Source organism: Dyella sp., from assembly GCF_035685885.1.
Classification (GTDB): Bacteria; Pseudomonadota; Gammaproteobacteria; order Xanthomonadales; family Rhodanobacteraceae; genus Dyella.
Genome location: NZ_DASRZX010000139.1, coordinates 12,722 through 29,164 on the forward strand (window position 1 = coordinate 12,722; position 16,443 = coordinate 29,164).

Consider the following 16,443-nt stretch of genomic DNA (forward strand, 5'->3'; position numbering starts at 1 on the left):
CCCTCTTCATGGCCGATAACGCCCTCGCGACCACCGACGACAAGGCCGGTTCTCGCCTGGACCTCAAGCAACTGGCGCGCACGCCGGCCACGCGGCAATTGCTGCTGCTGGTGGGCGTGGCCGCTGCGGTCGCGCTCGGTGTTGCCGTGGTGCTGTGGTCGCGCGGCCCCAACTACGGCCTGCTGTATGCGGGCCTGGAACAGAAGGATGCCGCGGCCGTCACGCAGGCGCTGCAGGCATCCAATACGCCGTACACGCTGGGCGCGGATGGCAACTCCATCATGGTGCCCGCATCCGACCTCGCAGCGATCCGCCTGAAACTCGCGTCGCAGGGGCTGCCCCAGGGCAGCGCCACCTCGCCGGTGCCGGGCAGCGATTCGCCGTTCGGCATGAGCGACCTCGCCGAACGCACGCGCTACCAGCAGATGCTGGAGACAGACCTGGGCAGCACCATTGCGGGCCTGCAATCGGTGCGTGCGGCTCGCGTGCATCTGGCATTGCCCAAGCCTTCGGCCTTCATCCGCGACAACAAGGAAGCGAGCGCCTCGGTATTGGTGACGCTGTATCCGGGTCGCCAGCTCGATGCGAGCCAGGTGGCGGCGATCGTGCATCTGGTCGCCTCCAGCGTGCCCAACCTCGATCCCAAGCAGGTGTCGGTAGTCGATCAGCAAGGCCAGCTGCTCACCACCACCGATGCCGGGAGTGCCAGCGCCATCGGCGACACGCGCCTGCGCCTGGCCACGCGCATCGAGAACACCTACGCACAGCGCATCGAAGAATTGCTTACTCCGCTGGTCGGCCCGGGCAAGGTGCGCGCGCAGGTCTATGCAGACCTCGATTTCAGCGAGACCGAGAAGGCCACCGAAACCTACGGCCACGACCATCCTGCGCTGCGTAGCGAACAGACCAGCAGCGAGACGCGCACCGGCAGCGCCAGCGATGGCGGCATTCCCGGCGCGTTGAGCAACCAGCCTCCGAACACCGTGGCGCAGCCCACCGCGGCACAACCGAACAACGGCAAGGGCGCCGCCGGCAAGGGCGCCACGGCCACCACGGCGCAGGCCACCGCACCGGGCGAGAACTCCAGCAGCGCCACGCGCAACTACGAACTCGATCGCACCATCAGCCACGTCAGTGATCCGGCGGGCCGCCTCGTGCGCCTCACCGTTGCCGTGGTGCTGGACAACAAGACCGTGGCCGGCGACAAGGGTGGCAGCAAAAGCGTGCCGTTCACGCCGCAGGAGCTGGAACACCTCACCACGCTTACCCGCAATGCGGTGGGCTACAGCGAAGCGCGCGGCGACAACGTCAGCGTGATCAACCAGCCGTTCCACCAGGACATCACCGGCGACGCCACGCAGCCGGCGATGCAGTTCTGGGAACGCCCCGGCATGCTCGACCTGATCAAGCAGGGCGCCGGCATCCTGGTCGCGCTGTTGGTGGCTTTCGGCTTGTTGCGACCGCTGCTGCGCGGACTCACGCGCTCGCCGGCGCCGGGCAAGGGCCTGGCGGTGGCGGCGCAGGACAACATCCCGACCATTTCCGTGCGCGTGGGCGACAAGGACGACGGCGACGAGCTGGCGCGCCTCAACAACGGCATCGCACCGCAGATGGCCTACGAGCAGCGCATCGGCCTCGCGCGCCGCATGGTCAGCGAGAACCCCAAGCAGGTGGCGCAGGTGGTCAAGAGCTGGGTGGGCGAAGATGGCGGCTAGGCATTCCCGCATTCGCGCTCCCCGTCCGGCGCTTCGGAATCCGCTCGCGCGGCCGATAAGCCATGCACATGCCGCGCACGCAGTCGCGGCCTACCGGGTGGATACGACGCAGGCCGTCGGGCGGAACGAATCATGAAGGCAGAAACTCCCATCGGCGGCGCGCAGCGCGCGGCCATCCTCTTGCTCACGCTGGGCGAACAGGACGCCGCCGAGGTGCTCAAGCACCTCAGCGCGCGCGATGTGCAGGCCGTGGGCACGGCCATGGCCGGCCTTACCAACGTGTCCCGCGAACACGTGGAGCAGGTACTCGGGCGCCTCAACGAGGACATGAGCCGCCACACGTCGCTGGGCGTGGGCACCGAGGAATACATCCGCAAGATCCTGGTCAATGCGCTGGGCGAGAGCAAGGCGGGCGGCCTCATCGACCGCATCCTGCTCGGCCGATCCAGCAAGGGCCTGGAATCGCTGAAGTGGATGGAAAGCCGCGCCATCGCCGAGATGATCAGCCAGGAGCATCCGCAGATCATCGCGCTGGTGCTGGCGCATCTGGAACCCGACCAGGCGGCCGAAGTCATTGGCTACCTGCCGCCGCGCGTGCGCAGCGACGCGGTGATGCGCATTGCCACGCTCGACGGCGTGCAGCCGCATGCGCTCAACGAGCTGGACGAGATCATGGAACGCCAGTTCTCGGGCAACACCAAGAAGCTCAAGTCCGCCAGCGTCGGTGGACTCAAGGCGGCGGCCAGCATCCTCAACGCGATGGAAACGAGCCGCGAAAACGAGCTGATGCAGGCCATCCGCAGCCATGACGCGGGCCTGGGCGGCCGCATCGAGGAACTGATGTTCGTGTTCGAGGATCTCGCCGAGCTGGACGACCGCAGCATGCAGACGCTGCTGCGCGAAGTGCCGACGGCGCGCCTCGTCACGGCACTCAAGGGCGCCGAGCCCGGCGTGCGCGAAAAGATCTTCGCCAACATGTCCAAGCGCGCGGCCGACATGCTGCGCGACGATCTCGAAGTGTCCGGTCCCGTGCGCCTGAGTGAAGTCGATGCCGCGCAGAAGGAAGTGCTGGGCATCGCGCGCAAGCTGGCCGACTCGGGCCAGATCAATCTTTCCGGCACGGGTGACGAACTGGTCGCATGAACAGCCTCCTCAATCGCGACAACGTGATCGCCTTCGAGCGCTGGATGCCGCCGGAAGTCGGCGTGCCCAGCGCCGTCGAGCCGGCGCAGGCCGAGCCGGTGGTGCAGCCGACCGTGCGCGAGCTCGAAGCGCTGGAACAACAGGCGCGCGAAGAAGGCTATTCGGCAGGTCATGCCGAGGGCATGGCCGCCGCACGCGACCTGATCAATACGCGCGTGGCACGCCTGGATGCCTTGCTGGACGCGGCGGCACGGCCGCTGCGCAGCATGGATGAACTGGTGGAACTTGAACTGGCGCGCCTGGCCATGACCGTGGCGCGCCAGGTGATCGCGCACGAACTGCGCACCTCGCCCGACCTGGTGGTCGAGGCAGTGCGCCAGGCCGCGCTGGCCTTGCCTGCTTCGACCGGGCGCCTTCGCGTGCGCCTGCATGCGGAAGACCTTCAACTGCTGCGGTCGCTCGACGCCAGCGAGCCGAACTGGCAGCTGATGGTCGATACCACGCTGCAACGCGGCGACTGTGTGCTGGAAACCGAGCGCTCGCGTCTGGACGCGCGCGTGGAAACGCGCATGGCCGCCATCGTCGATGCCGTGCTGGGCGCCGAAGCGGAAGACATGGATGGCGACGCCGATGAGGTGCGCGGGTGAATTTCGCCGCCGACCCTTCACGTGCGTCGCTGTGGCAGGAGCGCCTGTCGCGCCGCCGCCAGCGTGCGCTCGGCGCGCATACGCTTACCGTGGAAGGCCGGCTGCGCCGGGTGGTGGGGCTCACGCTCGAGGCCGAGGGCTGCGAGGCGCCGCTGGGCGCGCGCTGCATGGTCACTACCGCCGATGGCAATGAACTGGATACCGAAGTGGTGGGCTTCGCCGACGAACGCCTGCTGCTGATGCCGGTGGGCGAGATGCACGGTGTGCTGCCCAACGCGCGTGTGCGCCCTTGCGCGCATACCAGCGGCCTGCCCGTGGGTGCTTCGCTGCTGGGCCGCGTGGTGGGCGCCGATGGCGTGCCGCTCGACGGCCTCGGTCCGCTTGATGCGGACGAGCATGCGTCGCTCAAGCGCGAACCGATCAACCCGATGTCACGCAAGCCCATCGACACGCCGCTGGATACCGGCGTGCGCGCCATCAATGCTTTGCTCAGTGTGGGCCGCGGCCAGCGTATCGGCTTGTTTGCCGGTTCCGGCGTCGGCAAGTCGACGCTGCTGGGCATGATGACGCGCTATACCGACGCCGATGTGGTGGTGGTGGGCCTGATCGGCGAGCGCGGCCGCGAAGTGAAGGAATTCGTCGAACACACGCTGGGCCCCGAAGGCCGTGCCAGGTCGGTGATCGTTGCTGCGCCGGCTGATGCGCCGCCGCTCAAGCGCCTGCGCGGCGCACAGTACGCCACCGCGATCGCCGAATGGTTCCGCGATCGCGGCCAGCGCGTGTTGTTGCTGATGGACTCCATCACCCGTTACGCGCAGGCGCAGCGCGAAATCGCGCTGGCCATCGGCGAGCCGCCGGCCACCAAGGGTTTTCCGCCGTCGGTGTTCGCCATGCTGCCGGCGTTGGTGGAACGCGCCGGCAACGATGCCGAAGGGCGCGGCTCCATCACCGCGTTCTACACCGTGCTGGCCGAAGGCGATGACTATCGCCACGACCCCATTGCCGATGCGGCGCGCGCCATTCTGGATGGCCATATCGTGTTGTCGCGCGACCTGGCCGAAGCGGGCCACTATCCGGCCATCGACATCGAAGCTTCGATCAGCCGCGTCATGCCCGCCGTGGTCACGCGCGAGCACATGCGCGCGGCGCAGCGGTTCCGTCAGGTGTATTCGGCCTATCGCCAGCAGCGCGACCTGATCGCAGTGGGCGCGTACCAGAAGGGTTCCGATCCGCAGGTGGACCACGCCATCGCCATGTGGCCCCGGCTGCGCGACTTCCTGCAGCAGGAGGTGGATGCGCCCATGTCGTTGCGCGATGCCATCGGCTCGCTTGAACAGCTCACCGCCGCGGGCTCGCCGTGAAGTCGCGCGCGAGCCAGCTGCAGCCCGCTGTCGACCTGGCACACGAGCGCCAGGAGACGGCCATGCAGCGGCTCGCCGAGCAGCAGCAGAAGCTGGCGAAAGCCGAGGCGCAACTGACGGAACTGCGCCGTTATCGCGAGGAATATGCGCAGCCTGCCAATGGCGTGACGGTGAGTGCCTTGCTCAACCGTCGCCAGTTCGTCGAGCGCATCGACCAGGTGATCGGGCAGCAGATCAACGAAGTGGCCCGCCAGCAGCGCATGCTCGAGCAGGTGCGAGGCCAGTGGCGCGACGCGCATGCGCGCGAGCAGGCGCTGGGCAGCGTGATCGATCGCTATCGCGACCAGGAACGCAAAATCGAGGAGCGCCGCGAGCAGGCCGAGATCGACGAACGCATGCAACACCGCCGTCCGGCATGGGACCCCCGCCGATGACGTGCCTTCCGCTGGAGATGACACCATGACGCCGACCGCACTCCTTGCCGCGAACACCCCGGCCGCGGCGAACGCACCCACCGCGGCCGCGAACGTCGCCGATGCGGCCAGCCGCGCGCAACCGCGTTCGGACTTCCGCAAGCCGCTGCAGCACGCGCGCCAGCAACAGCAGCAAACCGCGCAGGCGCCAGCGCAACGCGACAGCGGCGATGACAAAACCGCGAAGACTGCGCATCGCCCGGCGAGCGCGGGCGACACGCACGATCAGCCCGACCATGACGATGCGCCAACGAGCAGTGCCAACCCCGATGCCGCCAGCGCCATGCTTGCATTGCTCGGCCAGAGCATTCCTGCGCAGGCGGCGCCCGCGCCTCCGGCGGCAGCCGATGCCACGACCAGTGGCGCCGCTGCCATCGCCGCCACGCTGACCGCCGGCCTGCCGGCGCAGGGCGTGACTTCACCGGGACTGCCAGCCGATGGCGACGAGATGCTCGACAGCAAAGGCATGGGCGACGCGGATGACAACGCGCTGGCCGCGGCGGGCGACGACACCGATACCGACACAAGCTTCACCCATGCCATGGCTGCGATGGGCAAGGCCATGTCGGCCACGCAGGCCACGACATCGGCCGATGCCAACGATCACAGCGATCCGCTCGATGCGCTGCGTTCGCTGGCCGGCAACCCCCTGGCCATGCAGCAGCCCGCGGCAACGCAGCCCGCCGCACCGCACGCGCTCACCATGCAGTCCACCGTCGGCACGCCCGCATTCGCGCAGGAGCTGGGGCAGCAGGTGGCCTGGCTGGGCGGGCAGGACATCAAGCAGGCACGTATCCGCCTGCATCCGGAAGATCTCGGTCAACTCGATGTGAAGGTCAGCGTCAAGCAGGACCACGTCGACGTGAGCTTCATCGCCCAGCATCCGCAGGCGGTTCACGCCGTGCAGCAGACCTTGGGCCAGCTCGACACCTTGCTGGCGCACCACGGCCTGTCGTTGGGACACGCCGAAGTGGGGCAGGGTGGTCGTGGCAACGAAAGCAGCCAGGGTTCCGGTTCGTCGACCGGATCCGCGTCGGGCGAAGAAGTGTCGAACGAGCAGGGCGGCATCGCATCGGTGGTTGCGCCGGTGGTGAAGGCGGTCGGATTGCTCGATATGTTTGCCTGAGGGTCCTTTGGGTATCGCGGGTTTTCATGCGCGAAGACCGCAGGTCGAGGAATCCGGGAAGTCCGCGGTCGCGCACAGGGTGCGCTCCTACGGGGGAGTCCCGCCGTCGTAGGAGCGCACCCTGTGCGCGAACGCAGCGTATGGGTACACCACATTGCGCGGTTGTCGCTAACCTCGTCGGCCTCGCGATGAATCGATACTGAGTTCAACGTACAGGCTGCGGTCGCGCACAGGGTGCGCTCCCACAACAGCTGGGCAGGGCTTGTCCCGGGACCGACGGATGTCTCGGTGGCCAACCTCATCGCGATAAGCGCGGCAACAACTTCTCCCTTGTGGGAGCGCACCCTGTGAGCGACCGCGGCGCATGGGTGCATGACACCGCACGGTTGTCGCTGCTCGTTTGGTTCCGCGAGAGCCCGATACTGAGTTCAACGGACAGGCTGCGATCGCGCACTGGGTGCGCTCCTGCAACGGCGATATTGGGCTGGTCCACTGGGTGACACTTCGCCAAGCCCATCACCCGGTGTCGGCCTTCCGACGGCCGCCATGCGGGCGACGCGCCCGGCTTCCGACACGCGTCAAGAAAGCGCCGCTGCCCTTCGCATATTCCTCGCAAACCCAGTCGCCACAACGTTCTGCGCCGATGGCATGGCGTTTGCTACCTGTTGCTCATGTGGCGCTCAGCACGAGTCGCCAAGGCATTCGAGACCGCAGGAACAGGCATGGCGCAGAACGAACAGACAACGGAATCGGTGGGCACTCCGGCCAGGAAGGGTTTTTCCAAGGTGGTGCTGGTCATGGGCGTGGCGCTGCTGGGCCTTGGCGGCGCATGCGGCTTCCTGCTGCTGGGGCCGCGCGGTGCGCACAACGCCGGTGTTCAGGAAGAACCCAAGGTGCTGCTGTCCAAGCAGGAGCAATACCTGGCCATGGATCCGCCGTTCGTCGTCAACTTCAAGGACGACCAGTCGATGCGTTTCCTGCAGGTGGGCGTGAGCCTGATGTCGCATGACGCCGCCGCGCTTGCTTCGGCCAAGGAAGCGGAGCCGGTGATCCGCAACGCGCTGGTGATGCTGTTCTCCAGCCAGGACTACACCATCCTCAGCGATGCCGCCGGCAAGCAAAAGCTGCAGGCGCAGGCGCTGGCCGCCGTGCGCAAGATCGTCCAGGACCGCCTGGGCCGTCCGGGCGTGGAAGCGCTTTATTTCACCAGCTTCGTCATGCAGTAACGGAGCCTGGCCATGAGCGACCTGCTTTCACAGGAAGAAATCGACGCCCTGCTCGACGGCGTGGAAGGCGGCGCCGTCGAGACGGGCAACGACGAGCCGCTGCCGCGCGATGCAGTGATTTCGTACGACTTCACCCAGCAGGACCGCATCGTGCGCGGTCGCCTGCCCACGCTCGAAATGGTCAACGATCGCTTCGCGCGCTTCTTCCGCACCGCCATCTTCGGCGTGCTGCGCAAGACCTGCGAAGTGTCGGTGCTCGGCGTGAAGATGGTGAAGTTCGCCGAGTACGTGCATTCGCTGGCCGTGCCCAGCAACCTCAACCTGGTGCGCATCAAGCCGCTGCGCGGCACCGCATTGGTGGTGATGGAGCCGCGCCTGGTGTTCACCGTGATCGACAATTTCTTCGGTGGCGATGGCCGTTTCCATGCACGCATCGAAGGTCGCGATTTCACCGCGACGGAGAATCGAGTCATCCAGATCATGCTCACCGAACTGTTCGGCGCGATGAGCGAGGCCTGGCAGCCGGTGCTGGGGCTTAACTTCGAATACCTGAACTCGGAGATCAATCCGCAGTTCGCCAACATCGTCAGTCCTACCGAGACAGTGGTGGTGTCGCGCTTCCACGTCGAGCTCGACGGCGGTGGCGGCGAAGTCCACCTCACGCTGCCCTACGCGATGGTTGAGCCGATCCGCACGCTGCTCGACGCGGGCGTGCAGAGCGACCGCGTCGATCGCGACGATCGCTGGGCCGAAACCCTGCAGGACGAAGTGCTCGATGCGGAAGTGGAGCTCAGCTCTCTGCTGCTGGAAACGCGACTGAGCATCGGCGACTTCCTGCAGCTCCGCCCGGGCGACGTGTTGCCCATCCAGCTGCCGGAACTGTGCACCGTCTTCGCCGAAGACGTGCCGGTGTTCCGCGGTCGCTACGGCCAGGCCAACGGCCGCACCGCCATTCGATTCCACACCCCGACCGGTCGCCGCGAAATGCGCCTGTCAACCGACCCTGTCACGGAGAAGATCCCCGCATGATCCCGAACCCAGACGCAGCCGGCGCCCATCGCGTCGAATTCGATCCGCTCACCGCGCCGGCCGCTGAAGGCGCCGACGTCAACCTGGATATGATCCTTGACGTGCCCGTGACGCTGGCGATGGAAGTGGGCCGCACGCGCATCAGCATCCGCAACCTGCTGCAGCTCAACCAGGGGTCGGTGGTGGAGCTGGACCGTTCCGCTGGCGAACCGCTGGATGTTTTCGTCAACGGCACCCTGGTGGCGCACGGCGAAGTGGTGGTGATCAATGACCGCTTCGGCATCCGTCTCACCGACGTGATCAGTCCGGCCGAACGCGTGCGCAAGCTGCGGTGATCGGCATGTTTCTCGCCCTGGCCCTGCCGGTCGCCGCGGCGCCGGAACTCAATACCGGCGGCGAACTGGTGCGCGTCGTGCTGAGCCTGCTTGGCATCGTCGCGATGATCTTTGCCGCCGGCTGGCTGAGCCGCCGCCTGCAGGCACGCACGTCACCCGGCGGTCGTCGCCTGCGCTGCGTGGAAACCATGGCGGTGGGCGCGCGCGATCGCCTCATGCTGATCGACGCCGACGGCAAGCGCCTGCTGGTGGGCGTGGGCCAGGGCGGCATGCGCACGCTGCATGTGTATGAAGGTGTCGCGCCTGAAGAAAGCCCCGCGCCGCCGATGCCGGGCTTTGGCGACGTGCTGGCCCGTTGGAAGCGCACGCCATGAAGAAATACCGTCGCTGGATTCTCCTGCTGGCCCTGCTGCTGGTGCCGATGCTTGCCTGGGCTGCGCCGGCCGCACCCGTGATGCCGGCCATGCCGACCATGCCCGCATCGCCCGCCGGCATTCCCGTGCTGACCGTGCAGAACGCGCCGGGTGGCGCGCAGAACTGGACACTGTCATTGCAGGTGCTGGCACTGATGACGGTGCTGACGCTGTTGCCAGCCGTGCTGCTGATGATGACCTCGTTCACGCGCATCATCATCGTGCTTGGCTTTCTGCGACAGGCGTTGGGCACGCAGTCCACCCCGTCGAACCAGATCCTGCTGGGCCTGTCGCTGTTCCTCACGCTGTTCGTGATGTCGCCCGTGCTGACGCATGCGTACAACGATGGCGTGAAGCCGTACATGGACGGACAGATGAGTGCCGAGCTGGCGATTCCGGCCGCGGCCGCTCCGTTCAAGCATTTCATGCTGGACCAGACGCGCGATGCCGATCTGCAGCTCTTCACGCATCTGGCCAACGAAAAGCCCTATGCAAGCAAGGACGATGTTCCGTTCCGCGTGGCGATGCCCGCATTCGTCACCAGCGAGCTGAAGACGGCCTTCCAGATGGGCTTTCTGCTGTTCATCCCGTTCCTGATCATCGACCTGGTGGTGGCCAGCGTGCTGATGTCGATGGGCATGATGATGGTGTCGCCCACGATCATCTCGCTGCCGTTCAAGATCATGCTGTTCGTGCTGGTGGATGGGTGGACCTTGTTGCTGGGTACGCTGGCCGGGAGTTTTTACTCGTGAGTGGCGCGACGCGACTTTCTCCCTCTCCCCTCCGGGGAGAAGGTTGGAGTGAGCCACCTCAAGGTGTTAAAGGGGCGGGTGCTCGCGGTGGGGTTTCATTTCAAGCGCCACAGCGAAGACAACGAGCTCCCTCGCAAGCCCCGGCCCCTCACCCCAACCCTCTCCCCAAAGGGGCGAGGGAGCAGAGCGGAGGTGCGCCATGACCCCTGAATCCGTCATCGAATTCGGCCAGCACGCGCTCTACGTGGCCATGATGGTCGCCGCGCCGCTGCTGCTTACCGCTTTGCTGGTGGGCCTGATCATCGGCGTGGTGCAGGCCGCCACGCAGATCAACGAAATGACCTTGAGCTTCATCCCCAAGGTCATCGCCATGGCGGCGGTCGCGCTGATCGCGGGTCCGTGGATGCTGCGCACGTTGGTGCAGTTCACACGCCAGTTGATCGAAAGCCTGCCCGGTGCAGTGAAGTGAACGTCGACCTCGCCGACATCCAGCATCTGCTGGGTTCGTTGCTGTGGTCCATGGGCCGCGTCGGCGGTTTGTGCCTGGTGGCTCCGGTGTTTGGCGACAAGGTGGTGCCGCAGCGCATCCGACTCTCGGTGATGCTGATCCTGGCGTTCGTGCTGGCGCCGCTCGCGCCCACCAGCATCGACCTGATGTCGGCCGATGGCGTGGCCACCATGGTCAGCCAGATCCTGATCGGCGCCGCGGTGGGCTTCGTGCTCAAGCTGATCTTCGAGGCGGTTTCGCTGGGCGGACAGCTGGTGGGGCAGAGCATGAGCCTGGGCTTTGCCGAAACGGTGGACCCGCGCGGCGGCGGCAGTTCGCCCGTGCTCAGCCAGTTCTATCTGCTGACGGTGACCTTGCTGTTCCTGGCGATGGACGGCCATCTGCACTTGATCGCATTGCTGGCCGACAGTTTCCATAGCCTTCCGCCGGGCCAGTCCGCCATCGATGCGAATGGCCTGCACGCGGTGGTGGCGTTCGGCGTGCACCTGTTTGGTGGCGCGGTGCGCGTGGCATTGCCGGCAATGACGTCGCTGCTGATGGTCAACATCGGCTTTGCCGCGATCAGCCGCGCGGCGCCTTCGATGAATCTTTTCGCGGTGGGTTTCCCCATCACGGTGACGCTGGGTTTCGTGGCGCTGTGGCTGTCGTTGCGCAGCGTGCCGGGCGCGTTCGATTCGCTGCAGAACAGCGCCTGGTCGCTGATGCACGAACTGGTCGGCGGTTGAGGAGCGCACCGTGGCCGAGCAGGAAAACGAAGACCGCACCGAACAACCTTCAGAAAAGCGCCTGCGCGAAGCGCGGGAGAAGGGCGACGTTCCCCGATCACGCGATCTGTCCGGTGCCGTGGTGGTGCTGGCCGGCGTCTCCGCGCTCATGAGCAGCGGCGAACACTCGGTCGAACATGTACGCCGTATCTACGGCCTTGGCCTCAGTTACGGGCGCGACGCATTGTTCAGCGATGCGTTGCCGTCGCGCGTGCTCGGCATGGCCATGCACGAGGCGTTCGCCTTGTTTGCGCCCGTGGCGATGGCAACGGTGCTGGCCTCGCTGGCCGCGCCGGTGCTGCTGGGCGGCCTCAACTTCAGCGGGGAGGCGCTGCAGCCGAAGTTCGAGCGCCTCAATCCGATCGAAGGGCTGGGCCGCATCTTCGCGATGCGCGGCCTGGTTGAACTGGGCAAATCGCTGCTGAAGCTGCTGCTGATCGGCGCCGTGTTGGTGCTGGTGCTCAAGAACTGGCAGACCGACCTGATGTCCACCGGCCACGGCGACGTGGTGGCAGGCATGTTCAAGGCGATGAGCCTGCTTGGGCACGGCGCCCTGCTGTTCGGCTCGGTGCTCGCGCTGATCGGTGGCGCCGATGCGCTGTATCAGAAGTTCGACCACAGCAAGCGCCTGCGCATGACGCGCCAGGAACTGAAGGACGAGGCGAAGGAGAGCGAAGGCAACCCCGAGCTCAAGGGCCGCGTGCGGCAGATGCAGTACCAGATGGCGCGCAAGCGCATGATGCAGGAGCTGCCGAAGGCCGACGTGGTGATCACCAATCCCACGCATTTCGCCATTGCGCTGCGTTACGACGAAGGCCGCATGGGCGCCCCGCGCGTGATCGCCAAGGGCCTGGACGAACTGGCGCTGCAGATCCGCCTCGTCGCCAGCAGCCATCGCATTCCCACGGTGGAAGCGCCGCCGCTGGCACGCGCCTTGTATGCCACCACCCAGATGGATCGCGAGATTCCCGCGACGCTGTACGTCGCCGTGGCGCAGGTGCTCGCGTATGTGTTCCAGCTCAAGCAGGCCGTCGCGCGTGGTGAACAGCCGCCGAAGACGCCGCAACCCGATATCGATCCGGACCTGATGGGTCCCTACAAGTTCTGACGGAAACACGCATGGCCACCGCTACCGCCATCGATAGCCTGAAATCTCTGGGACGCCGAGGTATCGGCGCGCCGATCATCATGCTCGCCATGCTCGGCATGATGATGCTGCCGCTGCCGCCCTTCATCCTGGACATGCTCTTCAGCTTCAACATCGCGTTGTCGCTGGTGATCCTGCTGGCGGTGATCTATGTGATGCGGCCGCTGGAATTCGCTGCGTTCCCCACGGTGGTGCTGATGGCCACGCTGCTGCGACTGGCGCTCAACATCGCCTCCACCCGCGTGGTGCTGCTGCACGGCCACGATGGCCCTGGCGCAGCGGGCAAGGTGATCGAGGCGTTCGGCGAATTCGTCATCGGCGGCAACTTCGCGGTGGGCCTGGTGGTGTTTGCCATCCTCACCATCATCAACTTCGTGGTGGTGACCAAGGGCGCCACGCGCGTGTCCGAAGTGACCGCGCGCTTCACCCTCGACGCGATGCCCGGCAAGCAGATGGCTATCGACGCTGACCTCAACGCCGGTCTGCTCAATCAGGAACAGGCGCGCGATCGTCGCCAGGAAGTGCGCGAGGAAGCGGACTTCTACGGCTCGATGGATGGTGCGTCCAAGTTCGTGCGCGGCGACGCCACGGCCGGCATCCTGATCCTCATCATCAACATTGTGGGCGGCTTTTTCGTCGGTGTGATGCAGCACGGCCTTTCCGCCGGCGAGGCCGCCAAAACCTACACGCTGCTGACCATCGGTGACGGCCTGGTGGCGCAGGTGCCGTCGCTGATGCTGTCGATCGCCACCGCAGTGATCGTCACGCGCGTATCCAAATCGCAGGACATGGGCAAACAGCTGATCGGCCAGGTGTTCGGCCAGCCGCGCGCACTCGCCGTGGCCGGCGTGGTGCTGGGCGTGATGGGCGTGATCCCCGGCATGCCGAACATCGCCTTCCTGCTGTTGGGCGGCTCCTGCGGCGGCGCGGCGTACCTGATGATCAAGCGCGAGCGCGAGGCGAAGGAGCGTGTGGCCAAACTTGCGGCCGAAACGCCGCCGCCGGCCGCACCGGCCGAGCGCATCGAGCTGGGCTGGGAAGACGTGGCCAGCGTCGATCCGCTGGGCCTGGAAGTGGGTTATCGCCTGATTCCGCTGGTGGATCACCACCAGGGCGGCGAGCTGATGGGACGCATCAAGTCGGTGCGCCGCAAGCTTTCGCAGGAGCTGGGTTTCCTGGTGCCGCCGGTGCACATCCGCGACAACCTCGATCTTGGCCCCAACACCTATCGCATCACCCTGATGGGCGTGCCGATGGGCGAGGCCGAGGTGCACAACGACCGCCTGATGGCGATCAATCCGGGACGCGTGCAGGATGGCTTGATGGGCATCCCCACGCGCGATCCGGCGTTCGGCCTGGAAGCGATGTGGATCGAGCCGGTGCAGCGCGAAACCGCGCAAAGCCTCGGTTACACGGTGGTCGATCCGGCGACGGTCATCGCCACGCATCTCTCGCACATCCTGCAGAGCCACGCGCACGAATTGCTGGGCCACCAGGACGTGCAGCAGCTGCTGGACCGCCTGGCGCAGACCACGCCCAAGCTGGTGGAAGACCTAGTGCCCAAGCGCCTGTCGCTGGGCGTGGTGGTGAAGGTGATGCAGAACCTGCTGGCCGAGCGGGTGCCGATCCGCAACATGCGCTCCATCGTCGAATCCTTGGCGGAGCACGCGGGCCAGAGTCAGGATCCCGGCGCGCTCACCGCCGCCGTGCGCGTGGCGCTGGGACGACAGATCGTGCAGGAGATCACCGGCCTGGGCACCGAAATCCCCGTCATCACGCTGGCGCCGGAACTGGAGCAGATCCTGCTGGGATCGCTCGCAAACGGCGGTGTGGCGGGCGCGGCGGTGGAACCGGGCCTTGCCGACCGCTTGCAACAGGGCGTTGCCGAGGCTTCCCGCAAGCAGGAAATGAGCGGCGAACCGGCCGTGTTGCTGGTCGCGCCGCAGCTTCGTCCGTGGCTCGCGCGCTTCACTCGCCACGTGGCACAGAACCTGCACGTACTGGCTTACAACGAGGTGCCTGACAACCGCCGTGTGCGGCTGGTGCAGGCGCTGGGCCGATAGGACAAGGGACAGAGCGATGACCAAGCGAGGCTGGCAAATGGGTAGCGCAAACGCATCGACGGGCGGATTCCGCCGTCGTGCAAACGCCACGTTGCAAGCCGCCTCTGCCGCGCGCTCCCGGAGTTTCAACGCATGAAGATCAAACGTTTCGTGGCCGCCGACATGCGCCAGGCCATGCGTGAAGTGCGCGAGGAGCAGGGCCCGGATGCGGTGATCCTTTCCACGCGTCGCATGGACGAAGGCATCGAGATCATCGCCGCCGTCGATTTCGACGAGGCGCTGGTGCGCGAGGCCGCACGCCATGGCGCGCCACTGCAGGTGGAGGCGCACACGCCCGCACAGGCGGCGCCGGCCGACACGAAGCCGGCGGCGATCTGTCGCGGCGACGTCACTCCGCCGCCGCTGCCGACGGCCAGCCGTCATCACGACGACGGCGTGACGGTGTCGCTGTCACGTGCCCGCCAACCGATGACGCCGCTGCCGGCCGAGTCGGCGCCATCGCTGCGCACGGCGCCGCCGCGCGCTGTCGAGCCGGTGGTGCAGCAGGCCGCGCCTGCCGTGGCGCCGATCGCACCGATGGAAGCCACCGCGCCCGTCGCGACGCTCGATCCTTCCGCACCGATCCATCCGTTGCTTGAGCGTGCCGTGCAGGACACCGCACGCGTGCGTGCCGAACTCGGCAGCCTGCGCGACCTGCTGGAGACGCAGCTGTCCAGCCTGATCTGGAACGACATGGAGCGCCGGCAGCCGATGCGCGCCCGCGTGCTGCGCGAGATGACGCGCCTGGGTATCGAATCGGATGTCGCCCGCCAGCTGGTGGACGACCTCCCGCCCAACCTCAACGCCGAGCAGGCACGCTACCTGCCGCTGGGCATGCTGAGCCGCAGCCTGCAGATCAGCCGCCGGGATCAATCCGAGCGCGCCGGCGTCACCGCGCTGGTTGGTCCCACCGGTGTGGGCAAGACCACCACCATTGCCAAGCTCGCCGCGCGATCGGTGATGCGCCATGGCGCCAACCACGTCGCGCTGGTCAGCACCGATCACTACCGCATCGGTGCCGCGGCGCAGCTGGAGCATTACGGCCGCCTGCTCGGCGTGCGCGTGTATCCCGCGTACGACGCCGACAGCCTGCGCCAGGTGCTGGGCCTGCTGCGCGGCTGCCATACCGTGCTGGTCGACACCGCCGGCGTGGCTGGTGGCGATCCGCGCCTGGCGCAGCAGCTGGACGTGCTCTCCAACGGCGGCGACCTGCGCGCATGCCTGGTGCTGGCCGCCAATGCGCAGGCGCCTTCGCTGGATGAGGCCGTGCGCGCTTACCTGCCGCTGCGGCCGCACGCCTGCATCCTCACCAAGCTCGACGAGGCTCCCAACCTCGGCGGCGCGCTGTCGGTGCTCATCCGCCACCGGCTTGCGCTCGACTACACCACCGACGGCCAGCGCGTGCCCGAGGACATCGCCGCCGCCGACGCGCGAGTGCTGGTGTGCCGTGCCGCGCAGGCGCTCAAGGGCCACGCCGCCGCAACCGCGGACGACGATGTGATGGCGGAACGTTTTGGACTTGCGGTGGCAAACGCATGAGTGCATTCGCAATGAATCAGGCGATAGGTCTGGAAGGCATGCTGCGCGCCCTGGCGGAGCGGCATGGCAAGCAGCCGGCATCGCACGACCAGGCCTTTGGCCTGGCCACGCCGCCACCGGCGCGCAAGCGTTGTCGCGCCATCGCGGTGGCGGGCGGCAAGGG

The 16,443-nt window shown here is 66.8% G+C and carries 16 protein-coding genes; all 16 read left to right on the forward strand.

What is annotated here, in order from left to right:
• Positions 1 to 8 precede the first annotated feature (8 nt).
• Positions 9 to 1,715, forward strand: a complete 1,707-nt coding sequence (fliF, locus tag VFG49_RS15435) for a flagellar basal-body MS-ring/collar protein FliF (RefSeq protein WP_324862085.1) — start codon at positions 9 to 11, stop codon at positions 1,713 to 1,715.
• Between the two features lie 150 nt (positions 1,716 to 1,865).
• The gene (gene fliG / locus VFG49_RS15440) at positions 1,866 to 2,858 is read left to right on the forward strand and encodes a flagellar motor switch protein FliG (protein WP_324862114.1); all 993 of its coding nucleotides are present in this window, start codon (positions 1,866 to 1,868) and stop codon (positions 2,856 to 2,858) included.
• The gene (locus VFG49_RS15445) at positions 2,855 to 3,505 is read left to right on the forward strand and encodes a flagellar assembly protein FliH (RefSeq protein ID WP_324862087.1); all 651 of its coding nucleotides are present in this window, start codon (positions 2,855 to 2,857) and stop codon (positions 3,503 to 3,505) included. Before fliG ends, VFG49_RS15445 begins: the two co-directional genes overlap by 4 nt.
• Before the next feature lie 29 nt (positions 3,506 to 3,534).
• The gene (gene fliI, locus VFG49_RS15450) at positions 3,535 to 4,866 is read left to right on the forward strand and encodes a flagellar protein export ATPase FliI (RefSeq protein WP_414649151.1); all 1,332 of its coding nucleotides are present in this window, start codon (positions 3,535 to 3,537) and stop codon (positions 4,864 to 4,866) included.
• Entirely contained in the window at positions 4,863 to 5,300 is a 438-nt protein-coding gene (gene fliJ, locus VFG49_RS15455) for a flagellar export protein FliJ (RefSeq protein WP_324862089.1), read from the forward strand. The genes fliI and fliJ overlap by 4 nt, the downstream gene beginning before the upstream one ends.
• A gap of 25 nt (positions 5,301 to 5,325) precedes the next feature.
• A complete protein-coding gene (locus VFG49_RS15460; RefSeq protein ID WP_324862091.1) occupies positions 5,326 to 6,465 on the forward strand; it encodes a flagellar hook-length control protein FliK in 1,140 nt (379 codons plus the stop codon).
• A gap of 722 nt (positions 6,466 to 7,187) precedes the next feature.
• Positions 7,188 to 7,691, forward strand: a complete 504-nt coding sequence (locus VFG49_RS15465; protein ID WP_324862094.1) for a flagellar basal body-associated FliL family protein — start codon at positions 7,188 to 7,190, stop codon at positions 7,689 to 7,691.
• Positions 7,692 to 7,697: 6 nt separating this feature from the next.
• Complete coding sequence (gene fliM, locus VFG49_RS15470) at positions 7,698 to 8,720, forward strand: flagellar motor switch protein FliM (protein WP_324862118.1); 1,023 nt, start codon at positions 7,698 to 7,700, stop codon at positions 8,718 to 8,720.
• Complete coding sequence (gene fliN, locus VFG49_RS15475; RefSeq protein WP_324862096.1) at positions 8,717 to 9,055, forward strand: flagellar motor switch protein FliN; 339 nt, start codon at positions 8,717 to 8,719, stop codon at positions 9,053 to 9,055. The genes fliM and fliN overlap by 4 nt, the downstream gene beginning before the upstream one ends.
• 5 nt (positions 9,056 to 9,060) lie before the next feature.
• Complete coding sequence (gene fliO / locus VFG49_RS15480) at positions 9,061 to 9,429, forward strand: flagellar biosynthetic protein FliO (protein ID WP_324862098.1); 369 nt, start codon at positions 9,061 to 9,063, stop codon at positions 9,427 to 9,429.
• Positions 9,426 to 10,220, forward strand: coding sequence for a flagellar type III secretion system pore protein FliP (gene fliP, locus VFG49_RS15485; RefSeq protein ID WP_324862100.1), 795 nt, complete (start codon positions 9,426 to 9,428; stop codon positions 10,218 to 10,220). The genes fliO and fliP overlap by 4 nt, the downstream gene beginning before the upstream one ends.
• 199 nt (positions 10,221 to 10,419) lie before the next feature.
• Positions 10,420 to 10,689: a flagellar biosynthesis protein FliQ gene (gene fliQ / locus VFG49_RS15490; protein ID WP_111981293.1), complete on the forward strand. Its 270-nt coding sequence runs from the start codon at positions 10,420 to 10,422 to the stop codon at positions 10,687 to 10,689.
• Entirely contained in the window at positions 10,686 to 11,453 is a 768-nt protein-coding gene (gene fliR, locus VFG49_RS15495; protein ID WP_324862103.1) for a flagellar biosynthetic protein FliR, read from the forward strand. Before fliQ ends, fliR begins: the two co-directional genes overlap by 4 nt.
• A gap of 10 nt (positions 11,454 to 11,463) precedes the next feature.
• Entirely contained in the window at positions 11,464 to 12,600 is a 1,137-nt protein-coding gene (gene flhB / locus VFG49_RS15500) for a flagellar biosynthesis protein FlhB (protein ID WP_324862105.1), read from the forward strand.
• An 11-nt stretch (positions 12,601 to 12,611) separates the two neighbouring features.
• The gene (gene flhA / locus VFG49_RS15505; RefSeq protein ID WP_324862107.1) at positions 12,612 to 14,702 is read left to right on the forward strand and encodes a flagellar biosynthesis protein FlhA; all 2,091 of its coding nucleotides are present in this window, start codon (positions 12,612 to 12,614) and stop codon (positions 14,700 to 14,702) included.
• A 132-nt stretch (positions 14,703 to 14,834) separates the two neighbouring features.
• Complete coding sequence (gene flhF / locus VFG49_RS15510) at positions 14,835 to 16,280, forward strand: flagellar biosynthesis protein FlhF (RefSeq protein ID WP_324862109.1); 1,446 nt, start codon at positions 14,835 to 14,837, stop codon at positions 16,278 to 16,280.
• Positions 16,281 to 16,443 lie beyond the last annotated feature (163 nt).